Origin of the sequence: Vibrio sp. SSH13-20 (assembly GCF_040104475.1) — a bacterium.
GTDB classification, from domain to species: Bacteria; Pseudomonadota; Gammaproteobacteria; order Enterobacterales; family Vibrionaceae; genus Vibrio; species Vibrio harveyi.
Map to the genome: position 1 here is coordinate 460,608 of NZ_JBECOU010000004.1, position 17,266 is coordinate 477,873.

Sequence of the window (17,266 nt, forward strand, 5' to 3'; positions counted from 1 at the left end):
CCAAGTCAGCTTACCCATAACAGGCGGCGTCGCACACTCCTCTCTTGCACACCTTTGCGTGGTGTCTGTTATTTCCAAATTGGATTCTTAGCATCGGAATAGTTTGAGCTCGCAGAGTTCTGGTTGTTTTCGCCCCGCGTTGGGGCGTTTTTAGGTTGTAGAAGATGAACAAGCGTTTCTTCCCTAGGATTGATTTGCCATTGCTGATGGCGATCATTCCGATCATGCTATTGAGTTCACTCACTCTCTGGAGTGCCAGTGGATTTAATGAAGCTATGCTATTTAAGCACCTCGCTCGATGCGGTTTGACGCTGGTGTGTATCTTGGTCATGTCGTCGATTCCTGCGTCCAGTTATCAACGTTCAGCGCCTTATTTGTATCTGGTTGCGGTTTCGCTCTTGGCTGCCGTTGCACTGTTTGGTGATAGCACCAATGGCTCACAGCGCTGGCTTGATATTGGCTTCTTCCGCTTTCAACCCTCTGAGCTGATCAAGCTCTCCATTCCCATTATGATCGCGTGGATGCTGCATCTAGAAGGTGGGCGACCAGACATTCGCAAAATTGCTTTCTGTTTGCTGATCACCTTTGTGCCTGCGGGCTTGATTGCCTTACAACCAGACTTAGACGGCGCTATCTTCACCGTGATTTACGCGTTGTTTGTACTGTTCTTTGCAGGCATGAGCTGGAAGATCATTGGCGGCTTTTTGGTGAGCATTCTAACGCTGGCACCAATACTTTGGTTCTTTGTGATGGAAGCGTATCAAAAGAGCCGTGTAACGCAGTTCTTGCATCCAGAGTCGGATCCACTGGGTTCAGGCTACCAAATCATCCAATCATTGATTGCGATTGGTTCTGGCGGCATGAAAGGTAAAGGCTGGATGAATGCTACTCAAGGTACGTTAGGGTTTATTCCAGAGAGCCATACCGACTTCATCTTTTCGACCTACGCAGAAGAATGGGGATTTATTGGTTGTGTGGTGTTGTTAGCGTTGTATTTATTCATTACGGCGCGTGTGATGCTGCTAGCGTGCCAATCTGAGCATTTCTTCAGTCGCTTAGTAAGCGGTGCATTAGCAATGAGCTTCTTCCTCTATGCCTTCATCAACACCGGCATGGTAAGTGGCTTGTTACCAGTAATGGGCAGTCCACTGCCGTTCTTTAGCTACGGTGGTACGGCGATGCTGACTCAAGGCATCTGTTTTGGCGTGATCATGTCGCTGTGTTATTCCAAGTACCGAAACACTTAAACGCTAGTCACGATAGAAAAGACAAACAACACGATCAAAAAAGGCTTCCCGAGGGAAGCCTTTTTTACAACTAATGAACCGAATTATAGTTCGCCGTTGTGGTATACCTGTTGAACGTCGTCACAGTCATCTAGAAGGTCTAGGAACTTCTGGAATTTCTCTGCGTCTTCGCCTGTTACTGGCGTGTTCGTTTGCGGTACGAATGTGATTTCTTCAACGTCGATCGTTAGATCTGGGAATGCACCGTTAAGCGCAGTTTTTGTTTTGAAGAACTCTGTGTGAGGTGCGAATACAGTGATAACACCATCTTCTAGCTCAACGTCAGTAACGTCCACATCTTCCATCATCAGCGTTTCTAGGATGATTTCATCATCTTCGCCTTTGAACTGGAATACAGCTTGGTGATCGAACATGTGAGAAACAGAACCTTCAACACCAATTTTCGCACCCACTTTAACAAAGCATTGGCGAACGTCTTGGAATGTACGGTTACCGTTGTCTGTTAGACAGTCTACGATCACGCTTGTGCCGCCAGGACCAAAGCCTTCGTAACGTGCTGGAGTGTAGTCTTCACCACCGCCGCCGTTCGCTTTGTCGATCGCTTTATCGATAACGTGTGCAGGAACTTGGTCTTTTTTCGCTTTTGCGATCAGGTGCTTCAGAGACAAGTTCATGTCTGGATCACCACCACCGTTTTTCGCGCACATGTAAATTTCTTTACCGTATTTGGAATAAACTTTAATTTTTGCGCCTGCAGTTTTCGCCATAGAGGCTTTGCGCACTTCAAAACTTCTTCCCATCGGGATGTCTCTCTAAATTCAAATTTAATGCGAAGGATTTTAGCAAAGAGTGAACAGTTTTACCTTTCACCTTGCAAAGGAATGGGGAGGAAACCTCATTCGCCGCTGTGGTTTACACCAGAGCCACGGTTCGCTTTATGCGACACCCATTACTCGTTTGTACTTATCGACCGCCTGTTGAAAAAACACTTTCTCGTCAGCGTCGTTAATCTTAGACAGCTGTTCGTCTATTACCTCAGGACCAGATTTTGCTTCTTTAAGCTTCCAAACCAAAAACGACGCTTGTTTATCAAGCTCGACTTTGTTTTTCTCGTCAGGCGGCAACAGGGATAGATTGAACGACATTCACAGCCTCAAGGTACTTTAATAAATACTAGCCGCGCACTATAGCACACAGATTTGACTTTTAAGAAGTGAAACGCACTTTACTTGATCAATTTCAAGTTGCTTGTTTTGGATTCGATCGTGTTTGCAAGGAGTCTGGTAGATATCGCTCAAAGATTTGCTGTAACCGTTCTTTCGTCACCGGCTTAGCAACAAACTCATTCATGCCAACATCAAAACAGCGCTTTTGATCTTCCTTGATGACATTCGCACTCAAAGCAATGATCGGCACTTGCTGTCCCCACTCATCCATCTTGCGAATGTTTTCAGTGGCAATAAATCCATCCATCACTGGCATTTGACAGTCCATCAATATCAAATCGAATTTATGCGCTTGGCATTGCTGGAGCGCTTCTTCACCATGTTCGGCAACATTCACCTGCATTCCGAGTTTTTCTAGCATCATGCGTACCACTTTCTGGTTCACTGCCGTGTCTTCCACCACCAGAATCCAAGGTTTTCCCTCGTCTTTGGCTGAGTTAATACACTCAGAAGTGATGGCATTACTCTCACCATTCGGAAAATCGAACACATTTGGTGTCTGAGGAGAAATAGCCTTTTCACTGACGATATTGAGTGGAATAGTAAATTCAAAACAACTGCCTAGACCGGGTTCACTGGTCAGACGGATTTCTCCGCCCATCACTTCGACCAAACTACTGCAAATCGCTAAACCCAAACCAGTACCGCCGTACTTACGAGTGGTACTGCCATCAGCTTGCTGAAACTTCTCAAACACCGCTTGTTGGTTCTCTTTGGCAATCCCAATACCCGAGTCCACAACACGAAAATGCACGCTGGCAACACCCTCTTCTCGGCTCACCTGCGACACCATTAACTTAACATGCCCGCGCTCTGTGAACTTCACCGCGTTACTGAGCAGATTGCTTAACACTTGTTTGAGTCTGCCAACATCCCCTTCGACTTCTAAAGGTAACTGAGGGTCGATATCACAAACCAGTTGAAGCCCTTTTTGTTGAGCTTTGACAGTATGAAGACGCCCGACCTCGTGAAGTAAATCGAGTAGATTGTAGGTCGTGGTTTCTAACTCAATCTTACCCGCTTCAATTTTGGAAAAGTCGAGGATGTCGTCGATGATGACCATCAACGAGTTTGAAGAACTGTTAATGATAGAAACGAAATCTTTTTGTTGATCATCGAGTTTGGTATCTCCGAGCAACGAAGCGATACCGATAATCCCGTTCATTGGCGTACGAATTTCATGGCTCATGGTGGCAAGAAATTCGCTTTTCTTACGGTTTGCCACTTCAGCTTTGTCACGTGCCTCTTCGATTTCAGCTTGGTGTTCTTTCACACGCTCAACACTTCGGTTGTATTTGCGTTCCAACAAACTCACTTCATCAAAGAACCAACGTTTTGGCAATGTCACTTTACTTGGTACATGACCGCCACTGAAATCGCTCACCGCACCGGAGAGCAACTCTAGTGGTTTCACCATCAAACGAAATGCCACCCATAAAACACCAATGATGAGTAAGAAGATCTTGATCGCTTCCGCGATCACAAGAAAAAAGAAGGTTTGCCATAACCCTTGATAGATCGGGCTAAGATCTGATTGCACCGTCACTTCGGCGAGATCATAAATTTTCGTCCCCATTTCGTATTTCAACGGCCATTGACGCTCGATCCGATCTTCCGTTAATGCGCTACCTAGTTCGAAGATCACTTCATCTGGGGTGGCAATTCTTAGATAGTCCACAGAGGGTAGGCGCATTGCGCCTTCAGCCTGAGTGCGTAACAGTTCTCTATCTTCAACCCACAAACTGGCAGAGAAACTGGACAGGTAGCTGGTTTTTACCTGTTCAAGTTCTACATCTAGGCGAGCGAGATCATCGTTGAAATCACGATAAAGGCTGATCGAAGAGATGATCACGGTAAAGATTAAACTCAACGCAAAAATCGCCAGCATCAATTGATTTCCGATACTAAATCGGCGTTGAGCTCGCTCTTTTATCTCCATATGAAATCGCTCCCTTAAACTTGCGCTACTATAAATATAGTCACGTCACGACAATAATCGAGGTTAGGATGAAAGGACTCTTACGTACATTAGGCTTTAGTTTTATGGCCTTAAGCTCATACTCTATGGCAAGCGAAGTGAATTATTACGTAATTGCTGAGCAAGCCCGCCCATTTCAAATAGAGCAGCAAGGAGAGCAACACTCTGGAATTGTGACTGATATCGTCAGTGCCATCTTTGCGGAATCCGATTACGAAGTGAAATACCACACCTACCCATTCAAGCGCATGATTTCGGTACTCGAAGCGGGCGGCGAGGAAAACTGGGTCACTTATGGCAGCCCGAATTGGGGGAAAGTGCAATCGGAAAACCTCTCTGAACAGCCTATTTACACTGTAAAACACGTACTCGTGTCCAGCAGCAAAGCGCCATTCAAATTTAGCGATATGCAGCATATGCAAGGTCGTTCTATCGTACTGCTGCTTGGCTTCGATTATCCTAACCTTAGCCCATTCTTTGAAAACGGCACCGTCAATGAAATGCGCGTCAAAGACTACGACGCTGCTTATCGCGTTCTGCAACGAACTCCTGGTGATACCGCCTTCGTCGAAATGGAATCGCGCGTGGTATACAACATCAAACGCCTAGAGTTGCCAATGGGAGACTTCCAGATCCAATCTTTCAGTTCAATCATCCCTGACTACTCCATCTATTTGGCTTTCTCTCCAGAGATGAATCCAAAAGTACAGAGCTTCATCAATAAACGCTTAGCGGAGCTTAAAAATTCAGGAAAAATCGACGACATCATCAAAAAATACATCTAGTCACCCACGCCTTAGCAATCATAAAAAACTGCCAGCTTGGATAAGCTGGCGGTTTTATTTTTATTTCATCTCTGCAACTAATCTTGTTCGAGCGCTTAATCTTGTTCAACAAATTTGGGATCGAACATGTGACCGAGCTTATTGGCTTTGGTTTGCAGATAATGTTGGTTATGCGGGTTATTGCCCTCTTGCAGTGGCACTCTTTCTATCACGTTGATGTTCACCTTCGTCAGTGCTGCAAGCTTACGTGGATTGTTGGTCATCAAACGTACTTCATCGATTCCAAGATGCTCCAGCATCCCTTTGCAAAACGCGTAGTCACGCATATCTGCGGCAAAGCCAAGACGTTCATTGGCTTCGACCGTGTCTGCGCCTTCGTCTTGCAAGTGATACGCACGAATCTTGTTGATTAAGCCAATCCCCCTGCCCTCTTGGCGCAGATAAAGCAGCACACCGCAGCCTTCTTCGACAATGTTTTGCAATGCACGGTTCAGCTGGAAGCCGCAATCACAACGCGTACTGAACAGCGCATCACCAGTTAAGCATTCTGAATGCAGGCGAATCAGCGGCGCTTTACTGTTTGCAGGGTCACCATACACCAAGGCGAGATGTTCTTTTCCTGTCGCGTTCTCGATAAAACCATGCATGATAAACGTGCCCCATTGAGTTGGCAGTTTGGCTTTATCGACAAAGCGAACCAGACTATATGGCTCTACATGTTTTAGTTCAGCACGTACGTTCATCAGAATCTCCCCTAAATGGTTTTCACCAGAGCCATCACCGCCATCGCCCCAGAAGGCATCTTTGTGCGAATGTTCGGTAAGACAGGCGTTTCCTGTCTGCATCAACTGTTTGGCAAGCTGAGGATTTTGCAAAAACTTCTCACGGACGATAAACGCCATCACAGAAAGTTTGTCGTTATCCCAATCTTCTCGGACTAGGTGCTGATACTTACGGCTTAAAGCAAAGGCTTCGTCGGGGCTTTTCGCTAAGAGGATTTTGTTTTGCAGTTTGAGGTCACTGAATTTTTGAGCTTGATAATAATGTTCGCTGGTGGGCCAAGATTGGGTGGAAACTTTGATTGGAGCTTGGCAAAAGTTGGAGAGAAAACCGTGGGATTCATCGGGCTCATAGAAAAGGATCTGATCAACCATAATCGTACTCCTGACGTTGCTGTTTAATAGTCAACAAAAAGCATATTGCTATTGATATAAGCTTTAGTAACGCAGGGTAAGAAAGTCAAATAATTGGTTGTAAATCAGAAAAATGAAAAGGGCAGCCCTATGACTACCCCATGGTTTTTATACCGCAGTGTGAGAATTAGTGAATTAAGCCAAGTTCCCTTGCTTCTTCGATGCTCAAGCCGCTTTCACGGATTTCTCGAAGTGCTTCAATACGACGTCTTGCTTCGGCAGACTTCACGGTTTTCTCGGGTCTCACAACGGCTTCTTCTTCTGGGAGTTCCCATTTGTGAGCGATGTTGCTCATCTCTTCATGGTCGATAGAATTAATGGACATATTTCCTCCGAACACACCATGTTTTCGATGGGTAATCTATAGCAAACCCCCAATGCAGAGGTAAGAAAAACAGTGGGGAAATGTGACCCCTTTCGACCTTTCATTAACTCTTTAATAGATTCATCATTTAGTTTTTGCAAACCACGTTTTTAGCGTTTAGATTTGAAGAATTCCCCCTACGAAAAGTGAGCTGATCCAGCTCTCATTTTTCCCTCATAAATTCACACTTCCATAACGGAAAAAAATCTTTTTATTACACTCAACTTTCGAGTCACTTCACTGATTAGACGGTTTTATCTTTCGCAAACCTTACACACCTGATAATGATAATAATTATCTTTTGTATTGGTACGGTGTAATTATGAGTGAACTTAACCTGAACCAGGCATTCCACTCTGATCCTGTTATTCAGATCAGAGACTTATGCGTGGACTACATCACTGATAACGGTGACTTCAATGCTGTTAAATCAGTGAGCTTTGATATTGGCAAGGGCGAAATATTTGGTCTGGCTGGAGAATCTGGCTGCGGCAAAAGTACCATTGCTTTCTCTATCAACCGTCTACACAAGCCGCCCGCGTTTATCTCTGGTGGACAAATTCTATTTGAAGGCAGAGACATCCTTCGCCTACCTGATAATGAGCTAAATACGCTACGCTGGAGCGAGATTGCGATGGTGTTCCAAAGTGCCATGAACTCGCTGAATCCGGTACTCACGGTTCAGGAACAATTTGCCGACGTATTACGCCACCACAAAGGGTTAACTAACGAGCAAGCCAAAGACCGCGCAGAGAAGCTTCTCGACTTGGTCAACATTCCGAGAAATCGTCTGGGAGAATACCCACACCAGTTCTCCGGAGGCATGCGTCAGCGTTTAGTGATTGCGATTGCCCTATCCCTCAATCCCAAATTGATCATCATGGACGAGCCAACCACAGCACTTGATGTAGTGGTTCAACGCGAAATCTTGCAGCAAATCTATCAGTTGCGTGACGAATTTGGTTTCTCTGTGCTCTTTATTACCCACGATTTAGCGCTCATGAGCCAATTGTGCGACCGCATTGCCATCATGCGCCACGGCAAGATTGTCGAAGTGAATAGTTCATACGAAATCCGCAATCATCCTCAACATGAATACACCCAAAAGCTATGGGCTTCATTCCCAAATATCCACGATGTACACAAACAACCGCAAACGGAAGGAGCACCAGCATGAGTGAACCGATCATCCAAATGAAAAACGTGATCAAGGAATTCAAAGTCGGTGGTGGTTTTGCCAAAGAAGAAACCTTCCGCGCGCTTCAGGGCGTGAGTTTTGATCTTTATGCAGGAAAGACCCTTGCTCTGGTAGGCGAGTCTGGTTGTGGGAAAAGTACCTGCGCTCGATTAATTACCAAAGTGTATCCAGCCAGTGATGGTGAAATCCTATTTAACGGGAAAAACGTCAACGATATTACCGCTCGCGCTGAGATTCAGGATTATCGCAGCAAGGTCCAAATGGTGTTTCAAGACCCGTTTGGCTCTTTAAACCCAACCCATACTATTCGTCATCACTTAACTCGCCCACTGAAGATTCATAAGCAGGTGAAGAGTGACAAAGAAATCCCAGCCAAGCTGTTAGAACTGCTGGATTTGGTCGAGCTGCCAGAGGAAACTCTGAACAAGTTCCCTCATGAACTTAGTGGCGGTCAACGTCAACGCGTCAATCTCGCGCGAGCTCTGGCGGTAGGCTCACAACTTATCCTTGCCGATGAGCCAACATCGATGCTGGATGTGTCGATTCGTTTGGGTGTGCTCAACCTAATGCAGCGCATGAAGAAAGAGCTTGGAATCGGATTTCTGTATATCACTCACGACCTTGCAACCGCACATTACATCGCCGAAGAAACCGCAGTAATGTACAAAGGACAGATCGTAGAGTGGGGGGACACTCAAGCGATCTTAAAGAACCCACAGCATCCGTACACTAAGTTGTTGATCTCTGCGGTGCCAGATCCTGATCTGCCGTTTGGCAACTTAGTGGAAAGTGAACCAAACTATTCAGTAGATGCCGATGAGATCCGTAATCGCAGCAGTGTTGTCGTTGAAGAATTCGATCAAATCGGACCAAATCACTTTGTAAAACAATGGACTGAGGCAGCTTAATGAATTTGATTACCTGGCAAGATCATATTTCAGATTGGTACGATAATCGGAAGCATGATCAAGTAGAAAGATTAGAAGCGATCTTATATCAAGCCCCTGTTTCTGTATTTGGTCCAGAATTAACGGACGAACAGAGTAAAGCCATCGCTTGTTGGCTAGATGGCTGCCTAAGAGTCTTTCAATACGCTAGGCATCAAGACCATAAAAAAGCATTTCAAATCCTACAGTACACCAGTGCAAAGCTAGAACACGCGGCTTGCCAACCGATGGTCGATCTTCTAATCAAGGATTGGTGCCTCAAACGATTGCAACATTTGACCGTTCTGGCGTTGGAGTTTTGCAATCAACAGCACGATCAAAATGAGTGGCAGCAACAAGCAAGCAGCTTGATCGAGTCACACGTTGCGTTGATGCGATCGTTAAATTGGAATGAAACTAGGAAGCATGATCAAGGATTACGTCATTAATCCGGAAAGATGATCAAGGTTGCTTGTTTGTTCCGAATGGATTTTGTGGATACAAAAGACAGGAATTTTAGATAAAAAAAAGCGAGTTTCTTGAGGAGAAACTCGCGAAGTCTATTCAGAATGAATGTAACAATATGAGCCAATCTATTAATCATCAGAAAGGACAAAAGGTTGTCTATTCGGGATAAATCTTAGTCTGCGCTCAGCGTTGCAATGTCAGTGGTTTGTAAGAGTTAAGTCTGATTTCCATCAGTGCAATTCATTGTTACATTCTGAATCAATTACTCATGCTTATCACTCGATAAGTATCCGCTTGGTTGATATCAGATAGCCATCTCATCAAGTGCTCTGAATACCATTTCATCCATATGACCTTCAAAGATCTGACGGCATACCTTACGACGGACAGCTAAGCCCGCAATCAAACGTTCAATGGTGAGATGTTTGACATCATTTTGGTTATTAAACAGTTCGACTGTCTTACTTAATGTCTCGTATGGAAGCGGTGCATCCCCTACTCTCAAGAAATCAAGCTTCTCAATGAAGTCAGAACACTCTTCTTTGATCGAGGCATACGAATGCCCTGTCATCGCCGATAAAGCCGTTATACTGCGTTCTAGAGCCTCTGGAGAGGTATATTTAGATAGAGTTATGGTTATCTCGTCAGCATTGATCTCTACCAAGTGCTTTTTCTGTTTCACTCGGCGACCTAAATTGCCACGTGGAGACGGGGCTTTACGCTGAATAGGCTCAAATTCGCCGTCTATGATACCTGAGAGCTCATCTAGCTGCTGCCTGGTCACCATCTCATTGCGAAGTGGGTTTGGCAGTGTAGGCGCCATATTGCGCTTTCCTGCGTTGGTTGTACGAGCACGAGAATAACGCAGTACCTCTTCCACATCGCATTTGATGTCGATTTGGTAATCCATCACCTTGTCGTTTTCGATCATCGCTTCGATCGTCAAGTGATATCCCCAAAGATTCACAACAAAATGATCATCGCTCCCAGCCCCTTCCGATAGTCGTTTTAATTCACGGATCAGATCCATGGAGAAACGACGCCACTCAATATTGCGCGCTAATTTCTGGTTCAATTCGCTCAGTAACATGCAGTCCGTATGTCTACGTACCATGCGGCTACGGAAAAATGAATACAGTTGGAACACCAAAGTGTGCTGCTTCAGAATTTCTGGTGGAAACAGGAAGAAATAATCTCGCGTAAGCAGTTCTTCGTAGAAGGATGGCTCCCAAACCAAGATATACAGATTCGGTTTAATACGAATTTCGCCATCAGCACCTTCTGTTGGAGCCTCCTCCGATGCCGTGATAGTACGCGCTAAGAAACGGAAACGGTCACTCTTGAAGCCTTCAGGCATGTTCTCGCTAAGCCAACGCCCTGTCAGCTCATGCAATTGAAAATCGGTAAACTCGATACGATCGATGCTGTCACGAATGGAATCTCGTGCCGGACCGCTGTCTTTTTTGCCACGTAACGACAGAATATCAGTAATGTACAGAGGAGTTTTGTTTGGAACATGCGCCGCATCCATGTGGTACTGATCTTTGTGATGATCATGGTACTGCACCGTTAGAGTAAACAGAGCAAACAAAGTCATCAGATCATCTACCGTCATGATATTTTTAGACGATCGAGTTTCAATCACTGCTTTTGTGCCAGAGATCGACACCATGGATTTTTGATAACTTTTTCGAGTACGCGGTGGCGCGAGAGCTTGGTCGATGATCCCTGCCCAATTGGTTGGTGAAACAACAAATTGATCCGCTTCATCTTTCATCATCGGCGGAGTATTTAAACCATGTTCGTTCAGTAAACGTTTATTCACTTGAGTTTGTGCTAGCGCTTTAGAACGTTTTTGCTTTTCGTTTTGACGAACTTTTTCAGTTACTAAGCTGGTGGCACCTAAGGCTGAAATAAGTTGATTCGGGTTAACGAACTTATGCAGCATGGTTTTACCTGCGAGACCTTCTTCAAAACGCACTGGTGTTTGAGTAAACAAACCAATGTTAACGGCAGCACGCAGGCGCTGTTGTAATGCCGCTCTGGTCAATTGACCGTCTGTCGCTTCAACAATTTCAGTTGTAGATACCAAACCATCTTTGCTGCTGAACCCTCTTAAAGAGATCAGATTAAGTAACTCCAAGATGCTTTTGGTTACCCCTTTGAAGTGTTGGTATTGCTCTACCCAATCTGCAGAAGATTCGTGTACCTCAAAAAGGTGCCCATCCTTATGGCTTCTTGGCGCTTTAATCAGAATTTTTTCATCAGCCGTCATTTTAGATCCAGATCACACTAGCCGTAGTTTTGCTATGGTTCCGAAGGATAAAGAAAAACAGATCATAAATAAAGAAAAAATCTTGGGTTTTTAAATAACTGATCTTTCTGATTATTCTGATCTTAATTGATTATATGATCTAATGATCTGGAGATTTTTAGATCTGTAAGTTTTTGTTTTATAATGATATTTAAAAGTTCATTAACGGAACTATGATCATGATTATATCGAAACGATGATCAACATGAGCCGGAAAGCATGATCACAAAACGTCGTAAGCATGATCATTAAGTTTCTGAAAAGATGATCAAAACAGCCTTGAAACGATGATCATGATGTTTGTACAACTTATCCACAGATCCTAGCGGTTCAAATGGAAAACTTTCGGTTTCTGCATATTGAAACATTGTCATTTTACACTCGGATCGATGATCAAGAGAGAGGTTTTTTATCGTTCTGTTCATTGAGTTGGATATTATTTGCGCATGTGATGAAAACTTACTCTACTTTGCTGGTTGTGCCTCTTATTAATGATTAGCGTTAATTAAACGGAAGCATGATCATCAGATGAGTTTCTACATTTTGCATTCGCTTTGTTTTCATCGTTCCGTGATTTTATATTCGTTTTTGCCTCTATCCCCCAGTCTGTCTGCATTCTTCCGTAAATTAGCTTGAGAATTACATGCTTCCGAGTGGTTAATTCACTTGATCATTTTTCCGGTAAATTGATCCGTTTGAAAAAACGAGCTGCAATGTAAATGATGCGTTGATTTCCTTGATCATGCTTTCGATTTTGGTGTGAGTACCGGAAGTATGATCAAGAACTCCCCTTGATCATACTTCCGCTTCATTTCACTTAAATATACGTTCTAACGTACTGGATGCATGATCAAGGTGTGGTTTTTTTCCATTTCTTTAAAGAGACACTGAAAATCATCCAACATAAGATTCATCTCACACTATCCGTAATTTAGCGTTGTTTTATAATCGTTCCGAGATTAATGCTATTTACATTGTAAATAAGTGACAGTGTGACATTTTAAATCTAGTCGAGTTTGAAGCACTTTATTCGCAGGTTTTTGATTAAATTTTGTGATGTTTTGATGGTGAAATCATAAAACTGGCGTTTGTGAGTGTTTTTTATGTGATGGTTATTCAAAATGCTTGTGCACCTTTTTGTTGTTTTTGTGTTGTAGTGCTGTACAATGAAATGCAGATATCCTTCCAACGGAATTTGGCATGAAAAGAGAAACAACGATTGAAAATCTCCAGGAATTAGCAGAGCTGACGCAACAAGTTCAAGCTGACCGTATTGAGATTGTTTTGGAAGAGCGTAGTGACAACTACTTCCCACCAATGTCTAAGGCAATGATGGAAACCCGCTCTGGTTTAACTCGTCGTAAACTAGACGATGCTATCGGCAAGATGGAAGCGGAAGGTCATCAATTTACAAAGAATAATGCTAACCATTATTCAATCACGCTTGAAGAAGCGCACATGCTAATGGATGCGGCGGAAGTGCCAAAATTCCATGAACGCAAAAAGAATTCTGAAAATAAACCATGGATCATCAACGTACAAAACCAAAAGGGTGGTACGGGTAAATCGATGACCGCGGTTCATTTGGCGGCGTGTCTGGCTCTAAACCTAGATAAACGCTACCGTATTTGTTTGATTGACCTTGACCCTCAAGGCTCTCTGCGTCTGTTTTTGAACCCACAAATTAGCGTGGCAGAACACGACAACATCTATTCTGCTGTCGATATCATGTTGGGTAACGTGCCTGATGGTGTTGAAATTGATCGTGAATTCCTTCACAAGAACGTACTGTTGCCGACGCAATATCCGAACTTGAAGTCGATTTCTGCTTTCCCAGAAGACGCAATGTTCAACGCAGAAGCGTGGCAAACACTCTCTGAAGACCCATCGCTAGATATCGTTCGTCTGCTGAAAGAGCAGTTGATTGACAAGATCGCGAATGACTTCGACGTAATTATGATTGATACCGGTCCACACGTTGACCCGCTAGTATGGAACGCAATGTACGCATCGAACGCGCTATTGATTCCTTGTGCGGCGAAGCGTCTTGACTGGGCTTCGACAGTAAACTTCTTCCAACACCTACCAACGGTTTATGAGATGTTCCCTGAAGATTGGAACGGTCTTGAGTTTGTTCGTCTTATGCCTACTATGTTTGAAGACGACAACAAGAAGCAAGTTTCTGTTCTAACTGAAATGAACTATCTTCTAGGTGACCAAGTTATGATGGCTACCATTCCTCGCAGTCGTGCATTCGAAACCTGTGCTGATACCTACAGCACTGTGTTTGACTTAACCATAGGCGACTTCGAAGGTGGTAAGAAAACACTCGCAACTGCACAAGATGCGGTACACAAGAGTGCATTAGAACTAGAGCGCGTACTGCACTCTAACTGGCCGTCATTGAATCAGGGGTAATGAATAAATGGCATTGAAAACGTCTGAATTAAACGCGAAATTATTTGGTAAAACCAATAAGCGTCGTGTTGCGACACCTCAAGAAGCGCAAACGGCGGCAAAAGACAAAGCACAAACTATCGAACTAGCAGTCGCTGGTGAGAATACTGTGCAATTTGAATTGGTACGAATCCCTGCGGATAAAGTGGCGACAGACACGAGCGTATTTGCAGAAAACGCTCGTGAGCAATCTTTCCTAAACGAACACGCTTTATCGGATGTGTTGGTGACGTTGAAAGAACGTGGTCAACAATATCCAGCAGTTGGTCGTCGCACGCAAGATGGCAAGATTGAAGTATTAGATGGTAGCCGCCGTCGTATGTCTTGTATCTTAGCGGGCAAAGATTTCTTGGTTTACGTTGGTGACGGCATCAACACAGACCACGCGAAATTCCTTTCTGATGTTGCAAACGCGCACAAGCCACTGTCTCTCTACGAGAAAGGTAAAGAGATGCAGGCGAAGTTAGAAAGCGGCGAAGCAGAAGACCAAAAAGCACTGGCAAAAATGTTCCAGTGCAGCGAAGCATTGGTGAGTGGTGCGTTAAAAGCGGCGGCATTACCGTTAGAGCTTCTTCAAGCGTACCCGAATGTTGGCGATTTAGGTCGTCCAACGATAGTGAAGCTGCACAAGCAATTCTCATCACTAACTGGTGAACAGCAACAAAATCTGCTGGATAAATGCCGTACGTCTGAAGGCTACCTGTGGCAACGTAGCACAGCTCAAGGTGTTGCTCGTCTGACAAAAGAAGTGACAGAAAGCATTGAAAGCTGGATTGCAGAATTAGCACCTGCGAAGCCAGCTAAGAAAGCTGAAAAAGTTGATCTTGTTAAAGGGCGTGCAAGCTACAGCCGCAAAGGCAATAACCTTGCTCTTAACTTGAAGAAAGTTGACGACAGCTTGATGGAAGAAATTCTTGCTTTCGTTGAGAGTAAAATGAAGTAAATATCTTCTTCTTTGAAACCGCCTTCGGGCGGTTTTTTTATGTCTGCAATTTGGCAAAGTCTCCATGAATCGAGATGTGATAACATGGCGTCAGTTTAATGCTCGGATATACGTAATGCTCGCTCAATCTGAATTCCTTTCTCAACTTCAAACTCAATCTCATGATGCGTTTCAACGTCGTGGCGTGGCTATCTATGGTGAACCCGAATGGCAAGATGCGCTAATTGCTGACTTTTACAAACATCAATCGGATCAGACTTGGTTCTGTGTTGGTGATTGGTCCCTTGAAGGGGCTTTTTGTGTGTCTGGCAAACAAGGCAATATGTTGCTTGGTCGTGAGTGCGATGTTTTATTGTTTGATGCGAGAAAAGGCGTCGATGCCAACAGTTTTACCGCTGCTCTTGGGGCTTTAGTTGGCGGTGGATTGCTGCTTGTTATCGCCAATAAACAAGAGCAACCAAGCGAAGCTGATTTGTGGATGCAAATGCATTGGCAAAAACTGACTGTGATAGACCAGAGTCTTCCGTTGCCGACACTATCGAGCGTACAATTTGGCGCGAAGGAAAACCAGTTTGAGCAACAAACTGAAGCGGTAGCATTAGTTGAGAAAGTAGTAACGGGACACCGCAAGCGTCCATTGGTGTTGACTGCTGACCGTGGTCGTGGAAAAACCAGCGCTTTAGGTATCGCTTGTGCACAGCTTCTTAAGCAAAAGACGCTGCGTATCTTAGTTACCGCACCAAGCATTAAAGCTGTTGAACCCATCTATCAGCATGCATTGCGATTACTTTCAACAGCGCAACGAGTTAAGAAAGATCGATTGGAAGTAGGGCAGGGGTACATCCAATTTATTGCCCCAGACGAGCTGCTTTCGTCTATGCCGGAATGTGACTTGTTGTTAGTGGATGAAGCTGCGGCGATCCCTGTACCAATGCTCAAGCAAATTACGGAACATTATCATCGTTTGGTTTTTTCGAGCACGATACATGGTTATGAAGGGTGTGGTCGAGGGTTTACGCTTAAGTTTATTGAGTGGTTGAAAGAACAAAGACCAGGAATGAAAAGCCACCACCTTCAACAGCCTATCCGTTGGAGTACAAATGACAACCTAGAGTCGTGGCTGTATGAGGCGTTTTTGTTGAATGCAGAGCTTGAACCGTTTGAGCGAATAGAGCTTGGTGAAATTGCATTGGTCAATCTCCGTAAGTCCGAGCTGATTTCTAATCCTTCCGTATTGAAAACGTGCTTTGCGCTATTGGTCAACGCGCATTATCAAACGGCGCCTAATGATTTACTTCACTTGCTGCAAGATGAAAACAGTCAGGTTTATGTTGCTCAGTACCAAGGTCAAATCGCCGGTGTGATTTTAACCGTGGAAGAAGGCAACTTTGCCGAAAATCTAATTAAAGATATCCAGCTTGGCAAGCGTCGTCCAAAAGGGCATTTAGCTCCCATTACCATTATTAACCAGCTTGGCTACTCAGAAGTCGGCGCGCTTTCTACATTACGTGTGATGCGTATCGCTGTTCATCCAGAGTTGCAAGGGCGAGGAATTGGTCAACATATGTTGTCATTGCTGGAGCAATCAACGCCATCTCACATTTCCTATTTGTCCACCAGCTTTGGTGCAACGGAAGAACTCATAAAGTTCTGGCAACGCTCGGGCTATGAGTCGATTCGACTTGGAACGATGCGTGACGCTGCGAGTGGCTGCTATTCACTTTTGATGGTTCGCAATTGTAACGCCCAACAGCAGTCTTGGATTGAAGAGTCTAAGCATCTATTTGAAGAATTATTGTCGTTGAGTGCTTCTGCGATTTATCCACGACTTGAGCCGAGTTTAATGCGTACGTTGTTATCCCAACCAATTCAAGCTGTCTCGTTGAATAAGGCGAAGCTCACTTTGGTGGAGTGCTATGCTCAAGGTGGTAATAGCTTTGAATCTGTGTCGACATGGCTTCAACAATGGTTACTTCAATTTGGTTTGGTTGATGTTTCTGACCTGCTGATCAGTAAGTCACTCTTAAACAAAGATTGGAATGAGTGCGCAAAACAATTTGGATTGGCGGGACGTAAGCAAATCGAAGCTGAGATACGCAAAGAGCTTCAAGCTTTAATCGCTAAATTTACAGTGTAAAACGATACGCGGTTTTGTAATTTACACTGT

Annotated in this window: 14 protein-coding genes; 8 read left to right on the forward strand and 6 right to left on the reverse strand. The window is 44.3% G+C overall.

What is annotated here, in order from left to right; genetic code table 11:
• Positions 1-164: 164 nt before the first annotated feature.
• Positions 165-1,247 (forward strand): rod shape-determining protein RodA, encoded by a 1,083-nt coding sequence (gene rodA / locus ABMY42_RS14165; RefSeq protein WP_005428884.1) that lies wholly within the window; start codon positions 165-167, stop codon positions 1,245-1,247.
• 83 nt (positions 1,248-1,330) lie between these two features.
• On the opposite strand, the gene ABMY42_RS14170 is transcribed toward rodA, so the two are convergent.
• The 3 genes from ABMY42_RS14170 to ABMY42_RS14180 form a co-directional block, all read right to left on the reverse strand.
• Positions 1,331-2,047, reverse strand: coding sequence for a YebC/PmpR family DNA-binding transcriptional regulator (locus tag ABMY42_RS14170; RefSeq protein ID WP_017189799.1), 717 nt, complete (start codon positions 2,045-2,047; stop codon positions 1,331-1,333).
• A gap of 135 nt (positions 2,048-2,182) precedes the next feature.
• On the reverse strand, positions 2,183-2,392 hold the full coding sequence (locus ABMY42_RS14175; protein ID WP_005448858.1) for a DUF3283 family protein: 210 nt from the start codon (positions 2,390-2,392) through the stop codon (positions 2,183-2,185).
• Between the two features lie 94 nt (positions 2,393-2,486).
• Complete coding sequence (locus ABMY42_RS14180; RefSeq protein WP_005448856.1) at positions 2,487-4,412, reverse strand: ATP-binding protein; 1,926 nt, start codon at positions 4,410-4,412, stop codon at positions 2,487-2,489.
• Between the two features lie 68 nt (positions 4,413-4,480).
• Between ABMY42_RS14180 and ABMY42_RS14185 the strand changes: the two genes are divergently transcribed.
• Positions 4,481-5,236, forward strand: coding sequence for a transporter substrate-binding domain-containing protein (locus ABMY42_RS14185; RefSeq protein WP_017189801.1), 756 nt, complete (start codon positions 4,481-4,483; stop codon positions 5,234-5,236).
• 95 nt (positions 5,237-5,331) lie between these two features.
• Here ABMY42_RS14185 and ribA read toward each other — a convergent pair whose 3' ends face one another.
• Complete coding sequence (gene ribA, locus ABMY42_RS14190) at positions 5,332-6,390, reverse strand: GTP cyclohydrolase II (RefSeq protein ID WP_009702145.1); 1,059 nt, start codon at positions 6,388-6,390, stop codon at positions 5,332-5,334.
• A 166-nt stretch (positions 6,391-6,556) separates the two neighbouring features.
• On the reverse strand, positions 6,557-6,754 hold the full coding sequence (locus ABMY42_RS14195; protein WP_005448843.1) for a hypothetical protein: 198 nt from the start codon (positions 6,752-6,754) through the stop codon (positions 6,557-6,559).
• Positions 6,755-7,115: 361 nt separating this feature from the next.
• Here ABMY42_RS14195 and ABMY42_RS14200 point away from each other — a divergent pair, with 361 nt between their 5' ends.
• Genes ABMY42_RS14200 through ABMY42_RS14210 form a run of 3 tightly spaced genes read left to right on the forward strand, consistent with a single transcriptional unit; the run spans position 7,116 to position 9,366 of the window.
• Complete coding sequence (locus ABMY42_RS14200) at positions 7,116-7,970, forward strand: ABC transporter ATP-binding protein (RefSeq protein WP_050908194.1); 855 nt, start codon at positions 7,116-7,118, stop codon at positions 7,968-7,970.
• Complete coding sequence (locus ABMY42_RS14205) at positions 7,967-8,899, forward strand: ATP-binding cassette domain-containing protein (protein WP_017818310.1); 933 nt, start codon at positions 7,967-7,969, stop codon at positions 8,897-8,899. Before ABMY42_RS14200 ends, ABMY42_RS14205 begins: the two co-directional genes overlap by 4 nt.
• On the forward strand, positions 8,899-9,366 hold the full coding sequence (locus ABMY42_RS14210) for a transcriptional regulator (RefSeq protein ID WP_349266455.1): 468 nt from the start codon (positions 8,899-8,901) through the stop codon (positions 9,364-9,366). Before ABMY42_RS14205 ends, ABMY42_RS14210 begins: the two co-directional genes overlap by 1 nt.
• A gap of 323 nt (positions 9,367-9,689) precedes the next feature.
• On the opposite strand, the gene ABMY42_RS14215 is transcribed toward ABMY42_RS14210, so the two are convergent.
• Entirely contained in the window at positions 9,690-11,660 is a 1,971-nt protein-coding gene (locus ABMY42_RS14215) for a replication initiator protein RctB domain-containing protein (protein ID WP_152163981.1), read from the reverse strand.
• 1,239 nt (positions 11,661-12,899) lie between these two features.
• On the opposite strand from ABMY42_RS14215, the gene ABMY42_RS14220 reads away from it, so the two are divergent.
• The 3 genes from ABMY42_RS14220 (at position 12,900) to ABMY42_RS14230 (ending at position 17,236) form a co-directional block, all read left to right on the forward strand.
• A complete protein-coding gene (locus ABMY42_RS14220; RefSeq protein ID WP_005448834.1) occupies positions 12,900-14,117 on the forward strand; it encodes an AAA family ATPase in 1,218 nt (405 codons plus the stop codon).
• A gap of 7 nt (positions 14,118-14,124) precedes the next feature.
• Positions 14,125-15,099, forward strand: a complete 975-nt coding sequence (locus ABMY42_RS14225) for a ParB/RepB/Spo0J family partition protein (protein ID WP_029790505.1) — start codon at positions 14,125-14,127, stop codon at positions 15,097-15,099.
• A 115-nt stretch (positions 15,100-15,214) separates the two neighbouring features.
• Positions 15,215-17,236, forward strand: coding sequence for a GNAT family N-acetyltransferase (locus tag ABMY42_RS14230; protein WP_005448829.1), 2,022 nt, complete (start codon positions 15,215-15,217; stop codon positions 17,234-17,236).
• Positions 17,237-17,266: the final 30 nt, after the last annotated feature.